The sequence below is a fragment of the Bradyrhizobium sp. WSM2793 genome (genome assembly GCF_000379585.1).
GTDB lineage: Bacteria > Pseudomonadota > Alphaproteobacteria > Rhizobiales > Xanthobacteraceae > Bradyrhizobium.
In genome coordinates this window covers 58,166-80,274 of the sequence record NZ_KB902798.1, presented here as the reverse complement: position 1 = coordinate 80,274, position 22,109 = coordinate 58,166, and the positions used below count along the sequence as shown (strand labels likewise).

Below are 22,109 nucleotides of genomic sequence, written 5' to 3'. Positions count from 1 at the left end.
GTCGCACCATACGCCACGATGTAGAACACCGCAGCGAAACGTTGACACCGAGAACTCTCATACCGGTTACCAAGCCCATCAAAAGCACCTTCGCCAACGAGCGCCACCGCACCATCCGATCGCAGGGATGTCTGTCGAACGGGGCCGCGCTCGTCATGATCTTCAAACTGCTCGAGGGCGCACAGAAAAGCTGGCGCCTTCTCGATGGCCACAACCAGTTGCCAAAACTCATTCTTGATGTGACATTGGCGGGATCGAGGTCATCGCCGAGCCGACCGACCGTCAGCCCATAACAGCCGTCGCCTGACCGGCCCCGCCATCACCAAAAGTTGACGATAGCTCCGTTGGCGTCTGATCGGAAGGCTCAAAGAAAGGCTTACCGGGCGCCATTCGCACGAGAAGATCCCCTAGGGCGGCCAGCTCTTCGGTCCTGTCCACCGCATACGTGTGATAATATGCAACGGTGTAGGCCTGCCGCGCGATCGCGCTTGTGCCCGAAAGAAAGAGCGCCGAACCACGTCGTCGAATGAAGTGGGGAACGCGAGTAAGGCAGCCGAAATGATTGCAAGGACGCCAGGACAGGCAGCGTGACCTTCCAGAAGGCGCGTACAGAACCCGCGCCCTCGGTCAGGGCGTTTCATGTGTGCCTTTCACGCCCGCCGAAACTGTCATAGTGCGAGAATGATGTGAGCCAGAGCAAGCCCTGTTGCAGCTCCGATCAAACCAAGCAGCCATAGAGAGCCTAGAGCGGGATCGCGAGAATCACGCCGGGCACGATCATCGGCAAATGAGAGTTGCGGCAATGATTCCCTTTCCAGGAAACTGACCCGGATGACTGCGTATGCAGCTCGGACGGCAATCAGAATCGCAGCAGGGCTTGCAGGAAGCCCCACCTTAAGACTTGTCATGGCGTGATCCAGTCGTCGCGCTGGAGGGAGGACGTGCCTGAATGCGCGGCTGTGGTCGGTGCCGCGCGGCCTCGCCCTCAACGCGGCCGAATACAAAACTCGCCGCAACGCGGAACTTGATCCTAAACCAGTAGAGATTTCATATTAACCGCCGGGTCTGCGAGCGCCTCAGCCTTTGGAGCAAGCCGCCTGCCGATCATCATCTCGGCGAAGCGTATTTCCTTCGCGATGGCGCCCAGGCTGCCGAAGCCGCATGCGGCGACCAGGCGTCCGTCACTGGCCAGGTAGAAGAAGAGCTGGCCCTTCCCGCCGAGGTTTCTCGCTACCGGGACGTCTTCTTCACGACAGAGACCGGCGATTTGGAGCGTCTCGTCGTATTGATCCGACCAGAACCACGGCACGGTCTCGTAGGGGCGGTTCGCGCCCAATATGTTGGCTGCGGCCGCCGCACCCTGTTGCTGCGCGTTGCGCCATGCCTCCAGCCTGATCCGCTTGCCGTAGAGGCGATGCGGAAACGAACAGCAGTCGCCTGCCGCGAAGACGTGCGGATCCGAGGTAGCCAGCGTCTCGTCTAGCATGATGCCGTTGTCGACGGCGAGCCCCGCCGCCTGCCCGAGTTCGACGTTCGGCACGACCCCCACCCCAACGACCACCAAATCGGCGAGATGAGTGCGGCCGCCCGCGAGCACGACCTTGGAGCGTCCTTCGTTAACGTCGATACGCTCGACCATGGCGCCGGTCTCGATGCGCACGCCCGAACGCGCGTGCTTGGCCTTGATAAGTTCGGCCATCGGCGCTGGGACTGCCCGCATCAGCAGCCGCGGTCCGGCCTCGACCACGGTTACCGAAGCGCCTCTCGACACCGCGCTTGCGGCAACCTCCAGCCCGATGAAGCCGCCGCCGATAATGACCAACTCGCATCCTCCGCCAATGATGCGGCGAATAGCCAATGCGTCCGCATACGTGCGCAGCGTCGCTATTCTGCTTCCTGAGGCCGCCGGGATGCTCAATTTTCGAGGGCGGCCCCCGGTGGCAAGCAACAGTCGCTCGTAAGCCAGCCGCGCCCCGTCCGAGAGTGTGACCATGTGTGCCGCGCGTTCTATCGAGGCAACGTTGCGCCCTTGGAGATAGTCGATTCTTAACTCCGCTAAGCGCTCGGGCGAGACGAGCAGCTTTGGTCCGGGGTCCGCCTCCTCGATCAGGACCGCTTTGGACAGGGGCGGCCGCTCATATGGCAGCACAGTTTCGTTGCCGATCAGGACAACAAGGCCCCGCCAGCCGCCCTCGCGCAGGCCGATCGCGGCTGCCGTGCCGGCCTCGCCCGCTCCGACGATCACTATTGCGGGTTCGTTACTCAAGCGACCGAACCTTGATCGAAAAACGGTTGCGTATCAACAGCCGTACGCTCAAACACGTCGCGCACTAGAGACTTGATCAACAGAGCTTCCTCCCAGCGGTCGGTGGTGTCGTTACCCTCGCGATCAGTAATCGCATACGGCCGTGGGCCAAGTTCGCATGTGAAAGAGAGAAGCGCATCTGCACCCGCACGCTTTCGCCAGCTTCTGAAGCCGTATTCCCACCATCGCAGGAATAGGTCGAGCCAAACCTTATGCTGTGGGAACGTGATCTCAACCTGTATCTGCTCACGGGATGCGACGCGGCCGTGAAACGCCCATGTCCGACCGAGCACCTGCCGCACCAGGGCTTCGTCCTCGTCCGAGATCGGGTACCAGAATTCACGGCCGAGCAATACGTGCGAGAGGTCCGCCAGGATGCGCATCTCAGGAACCGCGTCGAGGAGATCGAGTGTAAACAGGAGGTCCGTCGTCATCCTGTTCCGATGCGTCTCGAAATAGATCGGCAACCCCGCCTCTCGTGCCACCCTGATCCAGCCTTCCAGCAGCGGGACGCAGTCCTCGACGCGGCGCGGGCGGACGTCGGGCTGCACGTTGAGATACAAGGCGCCGAGTTGCTGGCCGAGATCAATGGCGGCTTTCAGGTCATCAACCGTCTGTGGGAAGCACATACCCTCGACCGCGAGCCCACTACCAGCGAGGGCACGCGCGATCAGGGCAACATGCGCGGGATCCGTGCATGACGTGCTAACGCCATCGAACCCGGCTTCCATAATCCTCGTCAGGTTAAGCTCGATCGAGTGCTCAACTCCGTCGGGATGGCGCCGCTCCATTGCCCAGAGTGACTGCAGCACAATCAGACTCTGCTTCGACACGATCCTGTCTCCCTGCGCTGGCCCCGCTCAGATCTTGATCAAGACGGTGTCGCCCTCTAGCTTGACCTCATAGCTGCGCAGGTCGATGCATGCGGGCAGAGCGCGAGCCTCGCCAGTTCGGTAGTCGAAGGTTCCGAAGTGCTTAGGGCATTCAATGATTTGGCCATCGACAATGCCTTCCGCGAGATGAACCTTCTCGTGAGAGCAGTGGCCGTCAATCGCGAAGTAGTGGCCCTCCGGTGAGCGAACAATCACAAACGTGCGTCCTCCGTGGTCGAAGCGAAGCGCCTCTTCGGGCCCCAATGCATCGGCGGCGCAGGCCGCCACCCATTCTTCTGCGGCAATCAATTTAGCCTCTTTTAATTCCGGCCTTCGATAGCGTCGACCTCGACAGCTCGGTATATCTGATGCTGGACTTGGCGCTACCGACGGGCATAACCACCAGCATTTTCACCATCAATGCGACCCGCCGCGCGCGTACTTCTTTGCCTTGATCCGCTCATACATCGCCACGTCGGCCTCCGGCGAACCGTCATGTGCCGTGCCGAACCACTCATCAAACGGGATCATCTGGTCACCATAGTTCACCTCAAAGTACTTGTGATGCAGGTAATGCATGTATTCATCGGTGTCGATGAACTTCCCGTCGCCCGTCACGATGTGATGGAAGCCGAGATGACCCCGCGCTGGGCTCAGCGCCTTACCCATAAGTTGGAACATTGCGTGCAGCGGGTGCGAGGGCACGACGAAACAGATCAGCACGCTAGAGAAGTAGATGATGTGCTCAAAAGTGTGCATCGACAAGCCAGACCAGGGACCCGGATTAACGTTGTTATGATGCACCTTGTGGATGATGTGGTAGAGCGGTCCGACGTGGATTAGGCGGTGGATCAAATAGAAGTGCAAGGTCGCCCACATCTTCCCGAGCAGTAAAAGCGCGATGAAATAGGCCGGATGCTGTCCAAGATCGACATAAGGGATGTAACCATTGGCGAACATCCACCAGGTGAACACCTCGTAGGCCGTCCACACAGGTACGCCGCTGCACATCGTCCAGAACACGTTCTCGGCGGTCTGGTTTCCAAACATGAACGCCGGATTGTCCGTGTCGGGCCATTTAGCATTGTATTTGAAGTCGGTCTGCTGACGTCGCTGGATGTAGAGCACGGTATGGAAGCCGCCATAGACCAGAAGTGCCAGCGCCACATTGCGGAGGAGGATGAGTGAGATCCAACCGGCGCTGAACTCCCGCATCGTATTCAGCGAAGGCGTCAGATAGATCCACGCAACGAGCGAGATTGCAAAATAGAGTGAATTCCAGGGCCACAGAAACCCCGGATAGCCGAACAGCCAGGTTAGGAATTTCTTCGGCTGGGCCGGCCAGACGAAGACCGGCGCGCGCTTCGGCCGTCTGTTAGGTGTCCAGTACCCCCGTCTATCACGGGCGCCGTGTTTCGTGTCAGCCATATCTTTCTCCTAAATCGACATGCGCGGGTCGTGCTGCCCCATCCGGATGGTGGCTGGTCAACGAACTCGGCAAGCTCCTCCTCCCGCATTGCACGCCATGCTGTTTGTCAGGTTAGCAGAGAGCGGCGCCTGACGACGCCAAAAACCCGTTCAGATTGCAGCAATTCTGCAAAATGAGGCGACTTTGTATCGGATCTCAAGCCGAGCGGAGAGCCTTCCACCGGCTTCTCTTTATCGTGGTGCCCCCGAGAACGTGCATGTCGAATGCCGTTGAGTGTTTAGGAATGCGACTCCCGATGTCCAAATCCAATTACTCCATCGTACGATTGTGTAGGCACGGCTGATCGATATGCGAGCGCAAGCACGAACATCATCGTGTGCTCCGCAAGTGCAACCGCTTGGAACCGCGAACATTTGCAAATTTCGCGACCGCGCTGCTTCAATCTAAATGGAGAAAGCGCCCCCACTTGGCCGAGGTCATCAACGCCAGCACGCACCAACAAAATACCCTGAGTGCGGCTCGACTCAGCCCCCGCGTCGATTGGTGGACTTGCCTGCAGAAAGGCTACACCCGCAAGCACTTAATCGCTATGCACCACAGAAGCTTTCCTGCAGTCGCACCAATCCGGCGGCGCTCCATTCAGGTCAGGACGCTCAAAGCCGTTCACGATAAATCCACCTTCTGTGTTGGGGCAGGACTGCCTTAGTGGGGCAAGTCACGATCCTCTGTTTGGCTGAGAGCTGCCGGACTTGGCTTGGCGTAAGCAAGCACGGCGAGGTCTGCTGGCAGCTCACCATCAGGTCCAGTGACCGCGGCGTCTTCATGGGACCGTACATGGCGTGCGAAATCAATCCTTGCGAATGATCCGAGCACCCGCCGGATCAATGGTGGCGACATTGATTGCTCCAAGAGCCACATTCTCCGAATGTAGGCCTCGGGTGGTCGAAATTCTGCGTTTGAGCGGGATATGCGAAGTTTTTTATTCGATGGAGCGTTTATTCGCTGGAGCTGCCCGACCACGGCACGACAGGCGATCTGGGGTTTCCCGCCATGGACGCATCGCTGTCAAAGCCCGAAGATCATCGCGCTGTTCATCGCGGGGACAGGTCTGCGCAAAGCACAATGTGCTTGGACCCGTTGCTGCCGTGCGCATGCCGAGCATTCGAGCTTACAGGCAGGTCGAGAGCCAGAATTATGAAGGTGCACCGCCCGGTTTTCCGGGAATGGGGTCGCAATGTCGCGATCGGTAAGGCGCTCTGAGGCGACAGCTGATATTTCGGCAGCTCATCGGGATGTCGACGAGTCGTAGATCGCGGTGCAGCGGCGCCGGAAGTGGCTATGCGCGACCGATGTCGTCGAAGAGGACATCTCGATCGTGACATTCAGGGCGCCGGCCGCTCCCTGTATCCTTTTTTCGACAACGCTGGAGCTGCAGCTTGCGGCAACAAAAAGCTTTAAATAGCCGATACCGGCTCGCAACCGAGATCATCAACCGCCAACAGACTCATCGGGGAGTCGGAATGCTGCCAGTCGAGGCCAGGCAGCTGCGGCGCCTGATAGCCAAAGTTTATATTGGTGCGGCCGGCGAAGCGTTGCAAACCGCGAATCGAAACGCAGATCGCCGCAGCAGTGTGGGCTGCATGTGGCGGGATCGGCCCGCTTGGTCCGCTATTCCGCAAAATGCGGATCAAGATCGCGCTCGCCCGGCTCTGACAGCACTAGCCCGGCGAAAGTTTCAGACAGCCAGTGCCGTCTCAACTAAGTTCACCCAATAGCCGATGCCATAAGGCAGAGCTTCGTCGTTGAAATCATATGCCGGGTGGTGCAGGCCAGAGGTTGATCCATTGCCAAGGAGAATGAAAGCGCCGGGCCGGGCCTCAAGCATGTAGGAAAAATCCTCCGCGCCTATCCGCGGTTTGATTTTATTGTCCACGCAGACAGGCCCCACGAGATCGCGAGCCACCTTGATCGCCAGATTAGTTTCCTCCGTGTGGTTGAAGGTAACGGGGACAGATCGACGGTACTTGAACTCGACGTCCGCGCCAAATCCGCGTGCAATGCCTTGGGCGGCCGCAAGAATCTGCCGTTCGGCAAAGTCCCGCAGAACGGGTACCAGGGTTCTGACGGTGCCGGCCATTTCAACGCGATCAGGAATGATATTGTAGGCCTGAGCGGCGTTAAACTTTGTCACGGAGATCACGAGCGCCTCGATCGGGTTCGTGTTCCGCGAGACCAAGGTTTGCAAGCCGATGATGATCTGTGCTGCAATGACGACCGGATCGATGGCTTCATGCGGCTTGGCCGCATGACCGCCCTTACCTTTCACGACAATGTCGAAATCGTCCTGCGAACCCAAGATCGGGCCGTCGCAAATGCCAAACTTGCCGACCTCCATGCCAGGCGAGTTGTGCATCCCAAAAACCTGGGAGATGCCAAAACGATCCATGATTCCTTCCTGGACCATCCTTAGGCCACCTGATGGCAATTCCACTTCCTCCGCGGGCTGAAATATCAGGGCGACAGAGCCCTTGAAGTTACGGGTACTCGCAAGGTATTTCGCGGCGCCGAGCAGCATGGCCGTATGGCCGTCATGCCCGCACGCGTGCATCTTGCCAGGTATTTTCGACGACCAGGGTTTGTTTGATGCCTCAAGGATTGGCAAGGCATCCATGTCAGCCCTCAACCCGATCGTCGGCCCGTCTCCGCCTTCGCCCAGGATCAACGCGACAATACCCGTTTCAGCTATCCCGGTTTCAATATGATTGATACCGAACGAAGCCAGTTTCTCGGTCACGAACCTCGCCGTGTTGTGCACTCGATAATCGAGTTCGGGGTTTTCATGGAGGTAGCGGCGCCACGCGGCTGCCTCGGTCTGCAGATCCCGAAAAGTTTCAATGCTGCGCATGTCTGCTCTCAATCTTACGAAATCACACTCGATAGAGGTGTGCGGGTGCACTGCTAAGTATTTCCGCGCTGGGCTCCGTCACGATGACGAGCTCCCTAATCCAAAGCAGGTAGCCACTTTCGAACAAAATGGTTGGCCGGTGCGCGCGTCAAGGCCGGCGCGAGCCATCCGTCAAGCACCTTCTGGCCGGCGTTCGCAATTTGATCTCGAGACACCAGTTAGAGGAATCGCTGATGTGGCCATATGTCACCTCCATTGGTCTTGGGGAGGTTAGACTTGCACTTGTGTTCTTGTCGTGCGTTTTTTGGAGTGAAATCGCAGCATTGCTGCGCTCTATCGTATATGGCGCACGAAGACGGCGAGATTCGAGTTGCGATCACTCCATGCTGATTATTCCACGGATCTCACCAATTCGGAACGGCTGCCGCGCCGGCCATGCGGCGGGAGGCAAGAAGTGAACCGGAGCGGTCGTCAAGGGCGTGATCGCGATGAGCACGACTGCCGATGCGCGATGATGTGATCAAATCCCAGCATCGCGGTCGCGGCACCTCAACGAGCCCGCAATTCATTTTCCGGGCAAACGAGACGATGGAGCACAAACGTGCTTTTGCTCGCCCGCCGGCGATCGTCGATAAGCGAGGTCCCGCAACAAATCGCGATGGCACATACTTTAGAGCTGCCTCCTAGGAAGAGCGAGCATACGGGCTTTTGTGTCGAGCAGTTTGAAAAGCCATTGAAAGTCTCACGCGCCTGTTGAAATTGCCTGTTTACTCAGCATACTGCTGCCATAAATGTATTCTGCGTCGCACTTTCCTGTCGTTCGGAGGATTTCCTGCATCGTACAGGCATTTCGCGAAGCTCACCTCAGGTTGGAACGATGATGGAATACGACCGAATAGACGCTCGCATCCTCGAGATCGTGCAAAAGAACAATCGTCTAACTTCCGAGACTATCGGCGAACTGACGGGGCTTTCTGCTACCGCTTGTCAACGACGATTGAAGAGACTTCGCTCAGAAGGCATCATCGAGGCCGATGTCTCGATCGTTTCAGCGAAGGCGGTGGGAAGAGCTATTCAAATGCTTGTACTGGTAACTCTGGAGCGGGAGCGTTCAGATATCGTCGATAGATTCAAGAAGGCCATCAAATCGTCAGCTGAAGTCGTCAATGGGTTTTTCGTCACCGGCGACGCCGACTTTGTCCTATACATTACCGCGCGTAGCATGGAAGATTATGAGCAGTTCACTCGGCGATTCTTCTATGAGAACCCGGAGATCAAGGGTTTCAAGACCATGGTCATAATGGACCGGGTAAAAGCAGGGTTTGCCATTCCAATTGAGCCTCCGTCCGAGGATTGATGCGAGTATCTCACCCCGCAGATATATGCGTCTGCGCACATTTTCGTCGCTCACAAAGAACGCAAAAATCTGCACTTTCGGTCTCCTCCTCTATAGCGCTGTCTATCTTGAGCTGAGGGAGTTCTTTGCAGATTGGTTTCCTAGCAAACTTTAAGTAACGCGTTGGACTCATTTCAAATCCTGTTCGCGAATTAGCCACCAGCGGACACAGGGTTGTCGTCGAGCGCAGGCGTGTTGCGGCTGGTCACGGCTCCAATCCGGATGCGCCATTGCAGCATAGAGTGACAAACGGCTTTCAATTCCACGCACAGCGGGTCGTAACCACTGCGTAACACGCTAACAATCGATCGAGGCATGCTGCGACAAGGATTGTTCGTTTGTTCTCCGGGAGGTCGAAGCGCACCGCGACAAAGCTCTCAAGACATCGAACTGACGCCGCCGAGTTGCTACAGGATTCCTCCAGCGAATGAGACGCTGTTCAGGTCACTGGCCCAGGCCGCTAGCGGACCGATTACTACGATGTACAACACACTCGCAGCTCGGCTTCAACCGCCATCCCGCTGCGCTATACCGAAGATTCCGCGCCAGCTCCCGTCGCCACTACCGCCTGCGGGGCAAATCCAGCCGACGGGCGAACCCAGCATTGGGTAAAACTGGAGGGGAAGGTCAGAGTGCTTCGCGAGAAGTCGCATTACAGGGCCGAGCTACTCTGCTCGCCATCTCGCCGGGCCACGCGTTACCGCCTTGATCGCATCAGGCACCGGCTCACTCGGCTGTCCGTGCCTCCGGCCGGGTCAGCCGCGTCGAATATTGAAAGCGGTCGGCGGGATGATAGCTGACGGAGATCTCGATGAGCGAGCCCGGGCTTAGGATATATTGCCTGCGGATTTCGAGCGCATGGTCGCCCGGTCTGGCGGCGAGCGGACTCGCGATGTGATCCGGCAGTCCGCAGGCCGCGATGTCCTGCTGGATCTCGACGATGCGCCGGCCGGTGACGGTCTCGATCAGGTCGCCGAAGATTCCGCGATATTGCTTGAGCCGTGGCGCGATCTTCTGCGACAGCGACGCGTCGATATAGACGTCGGTCCAGCAGATCGGTGGCGCGCTACGCTTCCCGGGCACGCGCCGCAGGCTCGAGATGCGTAGCCAGCGGCTTCCCGGCTTGCAGCCGAGCTTTGTTGCGAGCGCATTGTCGGCAACGGCCTCTCCGATCTCCTGGATGGCGCGCTCGGTTTCGACACCGAACTGCTGGATCGCCTCAATCGAGCTCAGCGACTGCGCGAACGAGCCGCCGGCGCGTTGTGCGCTGGTGGCCTCGACGCGAGTACCGGCGCTCTTCTTGCGGCTGACGAGGCCCATGGCCTGGAGCTCGCGCATGGCGGCCCGAACGGTTGAGCGGCTGACCGAAAACTGCGCGGCCAGGTCGAGTTCGTTGGGGAGCAGCGATCCGACCGCATAGCGGCCGCTGGCGATCGCTTCCGTCAATTTCCTTGCAACAAAGGCATATCTCGTTTCCACGGCACCCGCTCCAGACCCAGTAAGGCCTTCTTGACCCGGCCACTATGTTCGTACATATTCTTATGTACGAACATATTGTAAGGAAGTGTCCATGGCGAGCACCGTTTTCGATTCTGCGCTCTTCCGCGACATGTTTGGCACGGGCGAGATGCGGGCCGTGTTCACCGACGAGGCGTTAGTGGGCCGCTATCTGGAGGCCGAGGCAGCGCTTGCCCGCGCCCAGGCGCGGGTCGGCGTCGTGCCGAAGGATGCCGCGGCAGCGATTGATACGGCATCCCAAACGATCAAGCTCGACTTCGACAAGCTGCGCCACGAAACCGAGATCGTCGGCTACCCGATCCTGCCGCTGGTCCATCAGCTTGCCGAGGCCGCCGGCGAGGCCGGCCGCTATGTCCACTGGGGCGCCACCACGCAGGACATCATGGACACCGCCAACGTGCTCCAGATCCGCGCCGCGCTCGACATCGTTGCGCGCGATCTGAAGGATTTGCGCGAGATTCTCGCCGACCTTGCCCGCAAGCATCGCGACACGCCGATGGCCGGCCGCACCCATCTCCAGCAGGCCCTGCCCGTGACCTTCGGCTACAAGGTCGCGATCTGGCTGTCCTCGATCGATCGCCACATTGAGCGCGTCGACCAGGCGCGGCCGCGCATCTTGCTCGGTGAATTCTCCGGCGCGGCCGGCACGCTCGCCTCGGTCGGCGAGGGCGGTCTGGAGATGCAGCGCCTGTTCTGCGAGGAGCTGGGTCTGCACCAGCCGTCGATCACCTGGCACGTGGCGCGCGACGGCATTGCGGAAGCGGTGACGCTGCTCGGTCTCGTCACCGGCACGCTCGGCAAGATCGCTACCGACGTAATGCTGATGTGCGCGACCGAGTTCGGCGAACTCTCCGAACCTTTCGTACATGGGCGCGGCGCTTCCTCCACCATGCCGCAGAAGCGCAATCCGATCTCCAGCGAGCTGATGCTCGCCGCCGCCAAGGCCGTGCGGCAGCACGTCGCCACCATGCTCGACGGCATGATCCACGACTTCGAGCGCGCGACCGGTCCCTGGCATCTCGAATGGGTGTCGCTGCCGGAGAGTTTCCTCCTCACGGCGTCCTCGCTCGCCAACGCAAAATTCATGCTTGCGGGCCTGGTCGTCCACGAAAGCTGCATGCGCGCCAACCTCGGCCTGACGCACGGTCTCATCGTCGCCGAAGCCGTGATGATGGCCGCAGCTCCCAGACTCGGCCGGCAGCGCGCGCATGACGTCGTCTACGACGCCTGCCGCAAGGCCATCGAAGGCGGCGGCGATCTCGCCGACATCCTCTCGGCTGTGCCCGACATCGTCGATGCGCTTGGCGGCGTCGAGGCCGTTCGTCGCCACTGCGACCCTGCAAACTACCTCGGCCTCTCCGGCCAGATGGTCGACCGCGTGCTCCGCCTCTCATCGACGGCCCGTCCTGTCTGAGATAGCCGACCGCCCATTCACACCCCGCAGATGTCCTGCGAAGGCGCCGCCAGAGCGCCGCTGCAAACGCATGTTTGCAACGAGGAAACGATGGCTGCCACAATGACGAATGTCGGCAACACTAGGATGAGGCCGCCCCCAGGAAGACGCCGATCTGGCGCAATCTGGGTTTTCAGGTCGCATTCAGGATGGTGCTGGGCATCATCGTCGGACTGAACTGGCCGGGCTTCGCGGCCTGCTGAAGATTGTCGGGGACATCTTCCTGCGCCTGATCAAAACGGCGATCGCGCGCTGGTCTTCCTTACCGTCGTGGTCGGCATCATCGCCGCCGGTGATTTCAAGCGCACACGCAAGGTGGGCCTGCTCGCGTATGGAACTGCGGCGCACCGGATCATGCAGCATGTGGGTTTCTCTATAGCGCAGCAAAGCATGAATTGCTCGGACGCTACTCTACTGACCTGCGATCCTCGGCACCATTGCCAAAAATGGGCTCCCTCTCGCCGTAATTCAGTGTGTCAGTTCGAGGGCCGGATCGATCCGCTACAGCGCCCCGCGGACACGATCAGCATGGCGTATCCCACTTTGCCTCCGAATTACGGCGCCGCTAGCGCGCGAGGCGGCCACCGTCCATGTTCCAGCCCACACCGCGGACTTCGTCGGCATCTGGCGTGCACAGGAACGAGACGAGCCCCGCGACCTGCTCAGGCTTCACGAATTGGCCCGATGGATGGCTTGCCGATACCAGCTCAGTCCCGGCGGTTTCGAAGCTGACTCCATCACGGGCCGCCCGGGCTTCGATCTGTCGCTCCACGAGCGGCGTCAAAACCCAGCCGGGGCAGACCGCGTTGCAAGTTACGCCCGTTCGGGCAGTCTCCGACGAGACCACCTTCGTCAGACCGAGTAGCCCGTGCTTGCTGGCGGCGTAGGCCGCCTTGTGTGGGACGCCGAAATAGCCGCTAACCGACGCAATGTTTATGACTCGGCCCCAATTGCGCTTCAGCATCGCAGGCAGCGCGCGCTGGATGGTCAGGAATGCCGCCGTGAGGTTGACCGCGAGTACGGCGTTCCACCGCTCCAGCGAGAACTCCGTTATCGGGGAGACGTGTTGGATTCCGGCGCTGTTGACCAGGATATCGATGCTGCCGACAGTCTCCTCGACCTCCTCGACGAGACTGGTAGCGGCTGCTGGCTCGGTCAGATTGCCACCGAAGTGTCGCGGCCGCGGCCCCATTTGTGATGTAGCGGCCGATATCGCTGCCTCGATCTGCGCAGCCTCGCCCAAGCCATGCAGGCACACCGTAGCGCCATCTTGAGCAAGACGTTGGGCAATAGCTAGACCAATACCGCTGGTCGATCCGGTGACGAGCGCGACGCGGCCTTCAAGGGACGTGTGAAGCATAGGCGGGACTTCTTCTTTGGCTGATGGAGACTGTGGTCAGGCCAGAGGGCGCTGTTGCGACAGGTCCGAATCGCCGCGGATCTCGACGCACCAAGCCTCGCGCTGCTCCAGAATCGGCAGAGCGGAGAGGGCCTGAACGATGTGGAACTGCGTCGGCATCTGCTCCCACGTCGCGGGACGAAAGTTCACCCGCCCCTTCCCAACACGCAATCTTTCGACGATAGGGTTGCCAGCCGGCGGCGTCAGACAGGCATGCGCAACGGCAGCTTTCCCCCACTCACCGGTTTGCGGGATGTACTTGTAATGCAGTGTGCCGTCACTGGGATGCTCGCCAAGGCCCGGATAGGCCGGGATTCGAGGCTCGGCTTCGGTGAGATCCGTGAGCTCCAGGATGGCGAACTCATGCCCCAGCCAAGACGCCGTACAGGTCACCCGATCGCCCATAACCCGGGGCGGCGGGAGCTCACACCAAAGTTTTGCAAAACCAAGCTCCTCCCGGCCGCTTAAAATTGGATCCGCGAGGTTTTCCCAAAGGACTGAGCAGAAGCTGCCGACCGCTTTTTCGCGCTCGCCATTGTAGGCTGCAGGGAAATTCACCTTCAGTATGGAATAGCCGCGCCCCGCAAGCCAAGGCAGCTCGCTCAGCACACGGAATTCCACTGTCACGATGGGATCGCCGGTCAGGCTGAACCCCGGGGGCAGCAAATGATTGAGGTGATCTCGGTCAGTGAGGAAGCTTACTGCCGCCTGCCACCGGTGAGGCGCTCTCGACCAGTCGAAAGGCTTGTTGTTCGGCCCCTGACGAGGTCCTGCCGTAGGCCCAAATCCATACGGCATTCGATACATCAGGCCCTGCTTATGGGCGTGAACCACGGGTGATCCTCCAGCTTCTCTCTACGCAAAATCTAACGTGACCAACGGGGGGCTTCCGCTGTCGCTGAACGCCGCCTACTTGACCACGAAAACAAACGAAAACTTAAGCTGCCACCAAGAATAAAGTCGTCAAATTCGGCCGTCGCGCGCCCCACATCAGGCGAATTTTGCTGGTTTAATGCAGAAGTTCGTCTCGCGCAGAGCCGTTGACGCAACCGAACCATAAACGGCTGAAATCCCGGTCAACTCATTGAGATCGTGAACCTGTGGCCGACCGCCGCACAAGGCAGTCGCGGGCGCGGTTGGTAGCGATCTACCGAGAACTAGCCTCGCCATTTCCGCGAGACGGTCCGGTGGCGGTCGGATCGATCCCCAATTGTGATGAGATCTCCGCTCGGCCGTGAAACGAAGAATACCATCGATATGACCGCAGCACAGTCAGGCCGCTTTTTACGACGGGTGAGATTATGAAGCGTGAATGGTGCCCTCTAGTGACCAACAATCTCTATTAATCCCCCTGCCAGGATCGGGGCTCCCTTTTCGTTTTGCGCCGAGAACCTGACCACCGAACCGTGTTTCTGGCTTACCAAGACGGTCATAGGACGACCTGCGATGATCGGCGCTCGGAAGCTCGCAGCGAGCCGTTTTAGGCGGCCGAGATTCTCGACCCCACTCAACCGAAAGGCTTCTCTCGCTGAGAGCGCCCAGGTGATGGTGCCGTGCACAATGATGTCTTCGAGACCTGCCGCAAGCGCAACTGCACGTTCCGTGTGGATCGGATTCCAGATCCGCGCACACTCCGAATAGGTGTGCGGCAACGAACGATCGAGGGAAAGCGGCACTTTGTGACTGTCGCTGTGCGAAACTGCCGTTAACTCGGAAAATCCTGCGGGTAGTTTGCCGACGGAAGCGGTGCCCAACGGAATCCCGCGCAGCATTCCGCCGGAGAAAGAGGTGCAAATTGGCTCGCCAGTTTCGTCGTCCATGTGATCAAAGCGGGTCAGCGTGAACGTCCCGGCGCGAGTTTGCCTCATAAAGATGACCGCGCTTGTGGTCGTCACGCTCATTCCAATTCGGAAAGGCCTGATGAAACGCGAGTCTTGAAGTGCATGCACTCCCATCCTGCGCTCTTCCGGCGTAAGCCCAATGGAGCTCGAACCCATTTCCAGGTCCGGCAAGCTCCATTCAAGTCAAACACAGAAGGTTGGAGGGACGATGAGTTCACACCCACGTGCATCGTCGAAATAAGTGTCTGACGTCAGCCCGAGCGAACCGGCGTACGCCAGCGCCCAGCGCGGCGTGATCGTGTTGGTCTTCTTGCGGGTATATCCGATCGCTCCGCTATTGATGGGCATCGCGAATCAAATCCTTTCAAGAAAGCGACGAGCGCTAGTAGGGGCGAGCACGTTACCGCACTGGTGGCCACGTTTAGGAGATCTACGTCCAACGCGGACCGGCGTCGCGGACACACACTCCAGACCAATTGACGCATCACCTGTGGACACCATCAGTCCCTGTCCTCGATGTGCTCGTGAGAAAGGATAATCGCTGTCGTATCAAGGGACCGGCCGGGATGCGCCTTGTCGAGCGCAGCAAGCAGGTCTTTGCTCGAATGCGTCTTGAACATTGACGATAGCGGCGGCTCAAGATGCAGAGCGTTCTGAACCCAGTCGACGGACTGCCCGACCTGACTCTCTTTTAGGTAGTGGATGCGGCAGTTGCGGTTGTCGATAGCTTCGAAAGCCAAGCGGCGGTGCGCTGGTTCAAAAATGGGCGGCAGGCGCTAACCGCGCTTGTAAATGAGGAGGCCAGAATTGCGTGCAGGTAATGGCCGTCTGCTGTCGCCTCCCGCTGCATCACCTTCGAATGTTGGATTGGGATTGAGCTAGGATCACGTCCTTCCGATTTCGGTAGGTTGCATGACCGGAGCCTCTCCCTTTAACTTCGCGCCTCTTTTGGCGGGCCATTCCGCGATGAACTTGAATCCTATCGTGGTCAGGATGAGCATCACCGACACAGCAGCGATAGTTGGATCAATTTCAAATCGAATACCTTCCCAGATCTTCACGGGGAGCGTCTTGGCACTTGTGCCCGAAAGGAAGAGCGCCAGAACCACGTCGTCGAATGATGTGAGGAACGCGAGTAAGGCAGCCGAAATGATTGCTGGACGCAGCACAGGCAGCGTGACATTCCAGAAGGCGCGTACAGGACCCGCACCCATTGTCAGGGCAGCGGCTTCTAACGTTTCATCTGTGCCCTTCAAGCCCGCTGAAACGGTCACGACTACGTATGGAAGTGCGAGAATGATGTGAGCTAGAGCGAGCCCAGTTACAGTTCCGATCAAACTGAAGCGGGCATAGAGAGCATAGAGCGCGATCGCGAGAATGACGCCTGGCACAATCATGGGCGAAATGAGAGTTGCGGTAACGATTCCTTTTCCAGGAAATTGCCCGCGTACGATTGCATATGCGGCTGGGACACCAATCAGAATCGCACCCGGGGTTGCAAGAAGACCGACCTTGAGGCTTGTGATCGTTGGTGTGACCCAGTCCTCGCGCGAGAAGAAGTTCTCAAACCAGCGCAAGGAGTAGGTCTGCGGAGGAAAGTGAAGATATGCCTCACCGGAAAGTGCAAGCGGAAAGATGATAAGGAGCGGAAGCACGAGGCAAACAAGCAACCCAAAGGACCAGCATTTTACAAACAGGTGGCGCGACACCAGCCGGGCAGATTGCTTACTCATTGCCGCTTGGGACGCGCGCAATGGGAAGAGTGCCGCCAGGATTCGCTCGCGCCAGACAAGGAGGTGGATTGGCCCGCGCTGAAAGACATGGCGCACGACCTGACCAAGGATTCCGGATGATGTTTCGATGTTCAGTGTCCGCTCATAGAGCAGCGAAAGAATACCAGTCACGCCGAGCAGCAATACCGACATCGCAGCCGCCAGGCCCCAGTTGCTCAATTCGTTGACCTGCTTTTCAACGGCCATCATGTACGTAATGTCGGAGAGTCCTCCCAGCACTGCCGGTATCACGAACATTCCGACTGAAAACATGAACACTAAGAGCGCACCAGCGAGAACTCCCGGCATACTCAATGGCAGCACAATCCAGAAAAACGCTGAAATCGGGCGCGAGCCGAGGCTTTCGGCAGCGGACAGCAGGCGCAGGTCGATTCGGCGCAGGCTGTTGTAGAGCGGCAAGATCAGGAACGGCAGCCCGATGTGTACCATGCCGACGTACACCCCCACCGTGTTGTAGACAAGCTTTAAAGGCACATTGATGAGCCCCAGGTCGGAGAGCACCGTGTTCACGATGCCGTTGCGGCCGAGTATCACAATCCAAGCAAAGCAACGTACGAGAGCGCTAGTCCAGAGTGGCAAGAGGATTAGCAGCGTCATGGTCCGGCTTGTTCGCTGCGACACGACACACATCGCATATGCAATTGGATAGCCGACGAGGACACAAAGTACCGCAACGACCAGTGAAAGTCGCAGAGTCTGGTTCAGGACGCGCAGCAAGAACGGATCGCGGAACAGCTCGACATAATTGGCGGTCGACCAGTCCTGATCTCCGAAGCTGAGGGATCCGATCTGAATAAGCGGGTAGATGTAGAGCGGCACAAGGAGCAGCATTGCTGGGACCAAGAGGCTCACGACACCAATACGGCGGCTTGCTCGCAATAACATGGCTCTGTTCATGTGTTGGACGTGCTTTGGATTGCAGGAGCGTGTGCCGCTCCGGTGTTGGGGTCACGACCGCTAGTGTTGCGGTGCACTATTCGGTTGGCGGCTCAAGAAATACGTGGACATCTTCCAAGCGCCACCCAACTGTCGCGTCACTGCCGATACTGGCCTGCGGAACGTGCCCGGGTTTGTTCTGCAATGTAGCTTCAATGATATCCCGTTCATTGAGAGCTACGCGGTACCGAATGAGATCTCCCGTGTACGCAATCTCCGTGATCCTCCCTTCGAAACGTTCTTGTGTCGCCGCAGCGTCATTGAGCACGATGCGTTCCGGCCTCACCATCAAGTGCGCCGGGCCTTTTGATGTTCGCGCCGCCTCAGGAACACGGCAGCGCAAGCCCCCAGCGGTGACAAGGCTCCATCGGTCTGCGTCTCCCACTTTCTGGAGCTCGCCCTTCAGGAAGTTAGATGTCCCGAGGAAGTCAGCGACGAAGCTCGACTTTGGGTGTTCATAGAGTTCGCTCGGCGAGCCGGATTGGACAACCCGCCCATCGCGCATGATGATCACACGATCCGACATCACGAGAGCCTCGGTCTGGTCGTGTGTAACGTTGATCACGGTAAGCCCGAGGTTACGATGGAGCTCGCGAATCTCAAACTGCATGCTCTCGCGCAACTTCTTGTCCAATGCGCTCAACGGCTCATCAAGAAGGAGGACCGGAGGATCGAAGACGAGCGCTCGGGCAAGAGCGACTCGCTGCTGCTGACCTCCAGAGAGCTGCCCCGGCACCCGCTCTCCAAGGTTGGGCAAGCGAACTAGATCGAGCATCTTCGCCACCTTCCGCCGGATTTCACCTTGGCTCTTACGGCGCATGCGGAGGGGGAATGCAATGTTTTCCGCGACCGTAAGGTGAGGAAAAAGCGCGTAGCTCTGGAAGACGACGCCAAGGTTGCGATGCTGCGGCCTAACATGGGTGACATCGCGTCCACCAATCGTGATCAGGCCGGTCGAAGGCTCCGTCAATCCCGCGATCATCATGAGTACTGTCGTTTTTCCGGAGCCGCTTGGCCCTAGCATGGTCACGAATTCTCCGGCGGCGACGTCAATGGACACATCATCGACCGCCCGAAGGCCGCCATACTCCTTGGTCAGCCCCCGCAACTGCACGCAACCGGCCTTTGTTTCGGGCATATCTTGGGCCGGATCATTCACTTGAATCTGCGAACGCTCCGAGAGCACAGTTCCGTACATAACTTCTGCGCTAGTCATCTTCAAAATCTCTACCTTCGATATCAGCGGGGAGCTTGAGCTTGGCGACTAAATAGGTACCGCAGCAGCCAGACTCCTCGCGGATGGAGGCCATCCACCGAGGATACTGAGGCGCGCGGACTGGGCCGCCGGTCCCGCTTACGACAGAATCCAGGCGCTCCACAGCAGTTTGTCAATCTCACGGCCTCTCTCGTCAGAGCCATCCTCCTTGGTCTACTGAGCGAATCGAGGTCGCTAGCCTTAGCCGTCCAAAGCACACGCCTCAAACGACGTCCGATCTTACATATTGCTCGGCCATCATGATCGGAATTCCAAGCTTGTCACTGGCTCGCAGCCGGAGAAGACACAAAAATGTAAACGTACGCTGGCGCAGAAATGCCGCGAAAATCGGCGGAACTTTGAATAAATTCTGCAGGAGCAGACCTAAATTAGCGAGAACCGTCATACATATCCGGCCGCTCGCCTAACTCCGCTGGCGGGCATCTTCACGACCGGTCAACAAGACGGCGCGCGTCAGCTTTCTCGGCATCCACGCCGCTGCCACTCGATAAGGTCTTGTGAACTGAAGTTGTGAATCGATTCTACGTCACCGGCGATGCTGACAGCGTACCATGGCAGCAGTTAAAGCTCGTCGCTTTGTGATAACGCGGGACATCAAGGCTTCAAAACAATAGTGGGACCGCCTAACGGCAGGTTGTTGTGATTCCCATACAGGTTTCCCCCTAACATTGATGAGGCAAGTGGCGTGTCAGACCGTGTGTCTTTGCGCTTTTTTTTCGTCGCCCACATGTTATTCAAACGCGAAACACCCGCATCCTTGCTCATCTAACCTATGGTGCTGCCTACAGTTGAGCTCAGTAGAACGGGTCTGAAGTCGATATGACTAGTCCGCCAAAGTCCGGACGTTCAGCCTCAACGGCATCACCTCGCCGCTGCGTTATGCCACCTTCCGGCACATCTGGTTTGCAAGCCTGCTATCCAATCTCGGCGTTCTGATCCAGAGCGTCGGCGCGGCATGGGCGATGACCGAGGTGACCTCGTCCGCCGACAAGGTCGCGCTGGTGCAGACTGCATTATTGCTGCCGGTGATGCTGATCTCAATGCCCGCCGGTGCTTTGGCCGACGTGTATGAACGCCGCATCGTGGTGCTGGTTTCGCTCGGGATTGCTTTGCTTGGTGCCACTGCGCTTACGATGCTCGACTGGATCGGTCTCACAACGCCGAATAGTTTGCTTGCCCTGTGCTTCGTGGTCGGCAGCGGGATGGCGTTAATGTGGCCGGCGTGGCAATCGTGTGTTTCTGAGCAGGTGTCCGCCATCGTATTCCAACCGCTCCATCAGAAGCCGCTCGGAGCGGATCGAATAAAACGCCTGCAACAGCATCGCCCGCAGCAGCTTCTCCGGCGGGATCGACGGCCGCCCAATCGGCGAATAGAGCGCGGCAAACTCGCGCTCCAGCACCGCCAGCGCCTCGTCCACGATCGTCGGGATCGCTCGCAGCGGATGATCACGCCGCACCCGCGCCTCCAGAGATCAACGTAGCTAAACAGCTCGCCCGTTTCGATTGTCGCCGCCGCGCACCCACCGTTTCCGAATCTCATCGGAGCCAATGAATCATGGTCGCCGGTCGGCGGCGAGCGCGTTTTTCAACAGCCTGCTCCTGTCAAGGGACACGATCAAGCGGAGCCGCTTCCGGCTGAGCGCCCGGACGCTGGACTTCGAAGGTGCCCACGGTAGGAGGCAGGGCCAAAGACGACGGTTGATCAAGCTCTCATGCGCGGGTTGGCTACCGCATGACCGTGGTTTCATCGTAAGCGGAGCTCTGCGGCCCTGTTGATTGGTGCCTGACGCCTATTTTGACCGCGTGACGCGACGCCGCGGCTTCCATTTGTCGGACAAAGCGTTGACGGCGGCCTCGATCGCCTTCCGGTCGACAACGTTGGGATCAAACTGCTCCGGACCCCAGAGTCGCATTTGTTCGTGCTCCGGATGGGCGGGGTCGCCGATGGCATCGAGGTATTCGGCATAGCCTGGCGCACCGCCTACGTCTTCCGGAGGACAACGACCGGCGGCATCGAGCAGGAATGGAAGACCGTCCGTCGACGTGTTGTCGAACCACTTTTCGAGCTTGATCACATGATCCCAGCTGTCGCCAAAGTCATAGAGATAATGGATCGTCTTGGCGCCGGTTTCGCGAACGATATCGCAGAGCCGCGCCTTGCTGGCATCGATCGGCTGGGGGCCAAAATCACCGTCGGGATCGGGGATGCCCCAATGTTCTTCGCCAGCGTGGAACTCGAAGAGATGGCTATTCGTCCAGCCAAACGCGGCCTGAAGCGTCAGATGCAGCCGATCAAGGCGCAGGGTCACCGGTACGACGAGGCATCGCATCACCTCCGGTTTCACGTCCTTGAGGGTCACCTTGATCCGGACGGCGGTCGTGTTGAGGCTCATGCCGCCAACCTAAGCAGTTCGTCCAGTCGCGCCGCAGGCCAGCCATTAACGAGCTTCGCGAGGACGTCGGAGAGCCAGTGCTCGGCGCTGACGCTATTGAGCTTACAGGTCTCGATTAACGAAGCTAGTACTGCCCAACTCTCGGCGCCCTCGTCGCAACCGCAAAAAGGGAGTTCTTGGCGTTGAGCTTGATCGGCCCATTGCACGCTCGACCGCATTCGTGTCCATCTCGATGCGCCCGTCATCAAGGTAGAGCGTCAGGCCGTCCCAATGACGCAGCGCATAACGCAAAGCCTTCGCCGTGTCGCTCTTCTGCGCAAGGTGATCAAGCGTTGCCTCAAACCACTGCTTCAAGGCTGCAGCCAGAGGCTGGGCATGCGCTTGTCGGCCCGCGCGGCGCTCGGCATCAGATCGGCCGCGGAGGGCTTTCTCGACCGCATAGAGCTGGGCGCTTTCCGCGACGATCTGTGCCTTCAAATCATCCGGCCAGTGCTTCCGGCCTGCGCCAGCATACACTTCGATACGTGGCGACAACGGTCGTCTTATGTCGTCCGAATGGTCGTCCATTGTGAGCACTCTTGCCGAAGATGACT

At 58.9% G+C, this 22,109-nt stretch carries 17 protein-coding genes and 4 pseudogenes; 4 read left to right on the top strand and 17 right to left on the bottom strand.

Annotated elements, in window-relative coordinates; genetic code table 11:
• Window positions 1–68: 68 nt before the first annotated feature.
• Window positions 69–307: pseudogene (locus tag A3AS_RS47710) on the top strand (IS256 family transposase); the annotation flags it as partial.
• 723 nt (window positions 308–1,030) lie between these two features.
• Here A3AS_RS47710 and A3AS_RS0128470 read toward each other — a convergent pair.
• From A3AS_RS0128470 to A3AS_RS0128450, 6 genes are all read right to left on the bottom strand, one after another.
• Window positions 1,031–2,266 (bottom strand): NAD(P)/FAD-dependent oxidoreductase, encoded by a 1,236-nt coding sequence (locus A3AS_RS0128470; RefSeq protein ID WP_018320911.1) that lies wholly within the window; start codon window positions 2,264–2,266, stop codon window positions 1,031–1,033.
• Window positions 2,263–3,096, bottom strand: coding sequence for a TIM barrel protein (locus tag A3AS_RS43960; protein WP_018320910.1), 834 nt, complete (start codon window positions 3,094–3,096; stop codon window positions 2,263–2,265). The genes A3AS_RS0128470 and A3AS_RS43960 overlap by 4 nt, the downstream gene beginning before the upstream one ends.
• Before the next feature lie 69 nt (window positions 3,097–3,165).
• Window positions 3,166–3,486 carry a Rieske 2Fe-2S domain-containing protein gene (locus tag A3AS_RS0128460; protein WP_049815015.1) on the bottom strand — a complete coding sequence of 107 codons (321 nt, stop codon included), beginning with the start codon at window positions 3,484–3,486 and terminating at the stop codon, window positions 3,166–3,168.
• 108 nt (window positions 3,487–3,594) lie between these two features.
• Entirely contained in the window at window positions 3,595–4,605 is a 1,011-nt protein-coding gene (locus A3AS_RS0128455) for a sterol desaturase family protein (RefSeq protein ID WP_018320908.1), read from the bottom strand.
• Between the two features lie 1,455 nt (window positions 4,606–6,060).
• Complete coding sequence (locus tag A3AS_RS47705) at window positions 6,061–6,297, bottom strand: hypothetical protein (RefSeq protein WP_157644412.1); 237 nt, start codon at window positions 6,295–6,297, stop codon at window positions 6,061–6,063.
• Window positions 6,298–6,341: 44 nt separating this feature from the next.
• Window positions 6,342–7,511, bottom strand: a complete 1,170-nt coding sequence (locus A3AS_RS0128450; RefSeq protein WP_018320907.1) for a M20 aminoacylase family protein — start codon at window positions 7,509–7,511, stop codon at window positions 6,342–6,344.
• Window positions 7,512–8,391: 880 nt separating this feature from the next.
• Here A3AS_RS0128450 and A3AS_RS0128445 point away from each other — a divergent pair.
• Entirely contained in the window at window positions 8,392–8,868 is a 477-nt protein-coding gene (locus tag A3AS_RS0128445; protein ID WP_026202460.1) for an Lrp/AsnC family transcriptional regulator, read from the top strand.
• 765 nt (window positions 8,869–9,633) lie between these two features.
• On the opposite strand, the gene A3AS_RS0128440 is transcribed toward A3AS_RS0128445, so the two are convergent.
• The gene (locus A3AS_RS0128440; RefSeq protein WP_026202459.1) at window positions 9,634–10,386 is read right to left on the bottom strand and encodes a GntR family transcriptional regulator; all 753 of its coding nucleotides are present in this window, start codon (window positions 10,384–10,386) and stop codon (window positions 9,634–9,636) included.
• Window positions 10,387–10,477: 91 nt separating this feature from the next.
• Between A3AS_RS0128440 and pcaB the strand changes: the two genes are divergently transcribed.
• Complete coding sequence (gene pcaB / locus A3AS_RS0128435) at window positions 10,478–11,839, top strand: 3-carboxy-cis,cis-muconate cycloisomerase (protein WP_018320904.1); 1,362 nt, start codon at window positions 10,478–10,480, stop codon at window positions 11,837–11,839.
• A gap of 604 nt (window positions 11,840–12,443) precedes the next feature.
• Here the strand turns inward: pcaB and A3AS_RS0128430 are convergent.
• From A3AS_RS0128430 to A3AS_RS0128405, 7 genes are all read right to left on the bottom strand, one after another.
• The gene (locus tag A3AS_RS0128430; RefSeq protein WP_018320902.1) at window positions 12,444–13,238 is read right to left on the bottom strand and encodes a 3-hydroxybutyrate dehydrogenase; all 795 of its coding nucleotides are present in this window, start codon (window positions 13,236–13,238) and stop codon (window positions 12,444–12,446) included.
• 36 nt (window positions 13,239–13,274) lie between these two features.
• The gene (locus A3AS_RS43950) at window positions 13,275–14,111 is read right to left on the bottom strand and encodes an acetoacetate decarboxylase family protein (RefSeq protein WP_198293733.1); all 837 of its coding nucleotides are present in this window, start codon (window positions 14,109–14,111) and stop codon (window positions 13,275–13,277) included.
• 488 nt (window positions 14,112–14,599) lie between these two features.
• Window positions 14,600–15,178, bottom strand: a complete 579-nt coding sequence (locus A3AS_RS0128420) for a MaoC/PaaZ C-terminal domain-containing protein (RefSeq protein WP_018320900.1) — start codon at window positions 15,176–15,178, stop codon at window positions 14,600–14,602.
• A gap of 123 nt (window positions 15,179–15,301) precedes the next feature.
• Window positions 15,302–15,466, bottom strand: coding sequence for a hypothetical protein (locus tag A3AS_RS47700; RefSeq protein ID WP_020508754.1), 165 nt, complete (start codon window positions 15,464–15,466; stop codon window positions 15,302–15,304).
• A gap of 152 nt (window positions 15,467–15,618) precedes the next feature.
• On the bottom strand, window positions 15,619–15,858 hold the full coding sequence (locus A3AS_RS0128415) for a hypothetical protein (RefSeq protein ID WP_018320899.1): 240 nt from the start codon (window positions 15,856–15,858) through the stop codon (window positions 15,619–15,621).
• A 144-nt stretch (window positions 15,859–16,002) separates the two neighbouring features.
• On the bottom strand, window positions 16,003–17,808 hold the full coding sequence (locus A3AS_RS0128410) for an ABC transporter permease subunit (RefSeq protein WP_084674932.1): 1,806 nt from the start codon (window positions 17,806–17,808) through the stop codon (window positions 16,003–16,005).
• 76 nt (window positions 17,809–17,884) lie between these two features.
• Window positions 17,885–19,063: an ABC transporter ATP-binding protein gene (locus A3AS_RS0128405; protein WP_157644411.1), complete on the bottom strand. Its 1,179-nt coding sequence runs from the start codon at window positions 19,061–19,063 to the stop codon at window positions 17,885–17,887.
• A gap of 920 nt (window positions 19,064–19,983) precedes the next feature.
• Here A3AS_RS0128405 and A3AS_RS45675 point away from each other — a divergent pair.
• Window positions 19,984–20,373: pseudogene (locus A3AS_RS45675) on the top strand (MFS transporter); the annotation flags it as partial.
• A gap of 6 nt (window positions 20,374–20,379) precedes the next feature.
• Here A3AS_RS45675 and A3AS_RS0128395 read toward each other — a convergent pair.
• The 3 genes and pseudogenes from A3AS_RS0128395 to A3AS_RS0128385 form a co-directional block, all read right to left on the bottom strand.
• A pseudogene (locus A3AS_RS0128395) lies at window positions 20,380–20,643 on the bottom strand (transposase); the annotation flags it as partial.
• 270 nt (window positions 20,644–20,913) lie between these two features.
• Window positions 20,914–21,516: a plasmid pRiA4b ORF-3 family protein gene (locus A3AS_RS0128390; RefSeq protein ID WP_018320895.1), complete on the bottom strand. Its 603-nt coding sequence runs from the start codon at window positions 21,514–21,516 to the stop codon at window positions 20,914–20,916.
• A pseudogene (locus A3AS_RS0128385) lies at window positions 21,513–21,969 on the bottom strand (transposase); the annotation flags it as partial. The pseudogene A3AS_RS0128385 and the gene A3AS_RS0128390, both read right to left, overlap by 4 nt.
• Window positions 21,970–22,109 lie beyond the last annotated feature (140 nt).

What these genes read in the sequence shown, in the direction of transcription:
- A3AS_RS43960 (WP_018320910.1), bottom strand. Translation starts at nt 3,096, where the DNA reads ATGGAGCGGCGCCATCCCGACGGAGTTGAGCACTCGATCGAGCTTAAC.
- A3AS_RS0128455 (WP_018320908.1), bottom strand. Translation starts at nt 4,605, where the DNA reads ATGGCTGACACGAAACACGGCGCCCGTGATAGACGGGGGTACTGGACA.
- A3AS_RS0128450 (WP_018320907.1), bottom strand. Translation starts at nt 7,511, where the DNA reads ATGCGCAGCATTGAAACTTTTCGGGATCTGCAGACCGAGGCAGCCGCG.
- A3AS_RS0128445 (WP_026202460.1), top strand. Translation starts at nt 8,392, where the DNA reads ATGGAATACGACCGAATAGACGCTCGCATCCTCGAGATCGTGCAAAAG.
- pcaB (WP_018320904.1), top strand. Translation starts at nt 10,478, where the DNA reads ATGGCGAGCACCGTTTTCGATTCTGCGCTCTTCCGCGACATGTTTGGC.
- A3AS_RS0128430 (WP_018320902.1), bottom strand. Translation starts at nt 13,238, where the DNA reads ATGCTTCACACGTCCCTTGAAGGCCGCGTCGCGCTCGTCACCGGATCG.
- A3AS_RS0128420 (WP_018320900.1), bottom strand. Translation starts at nt 15,178, where the DNA reads ATGAGCGTGACGACCACAAGCGCGGTCATCTTTATGAGGCAAACTCGC.
- A3AS_RS47700 (WP_020508754.1), bottom strand. Translation starts at nt 15,466, where the DNA reads ATGCCCATCAATAGCGGAGCGATCGGATATACCCGCAAGAAGACCAAC.
- A3AS_RS0128410 (WP_084674932.1), bottom strand. Translation starts at nt 17,808, where the DNA reads ATGAACAGAGCCATGTTATTGCGAGCAAGCCGCCGTATTGGTGTCGTG.
- A3AS_RS0128405 (WP_157644411.1), bottom strand. Translation starts at nt 19,063, where the DNA reads ATGACTAGCGCAGAAGTTATGTACGGAACTGTGCTCTCGGAGCGTTCG.
- A3AS_RS0128390 (WP_018320895.1), bottom strand. Translation starts at nt 21,516, where the DNA reads ATGAGCCTCAACACGACCGCCGTCCGGATCAAGGTGACCCTCAAGGAC.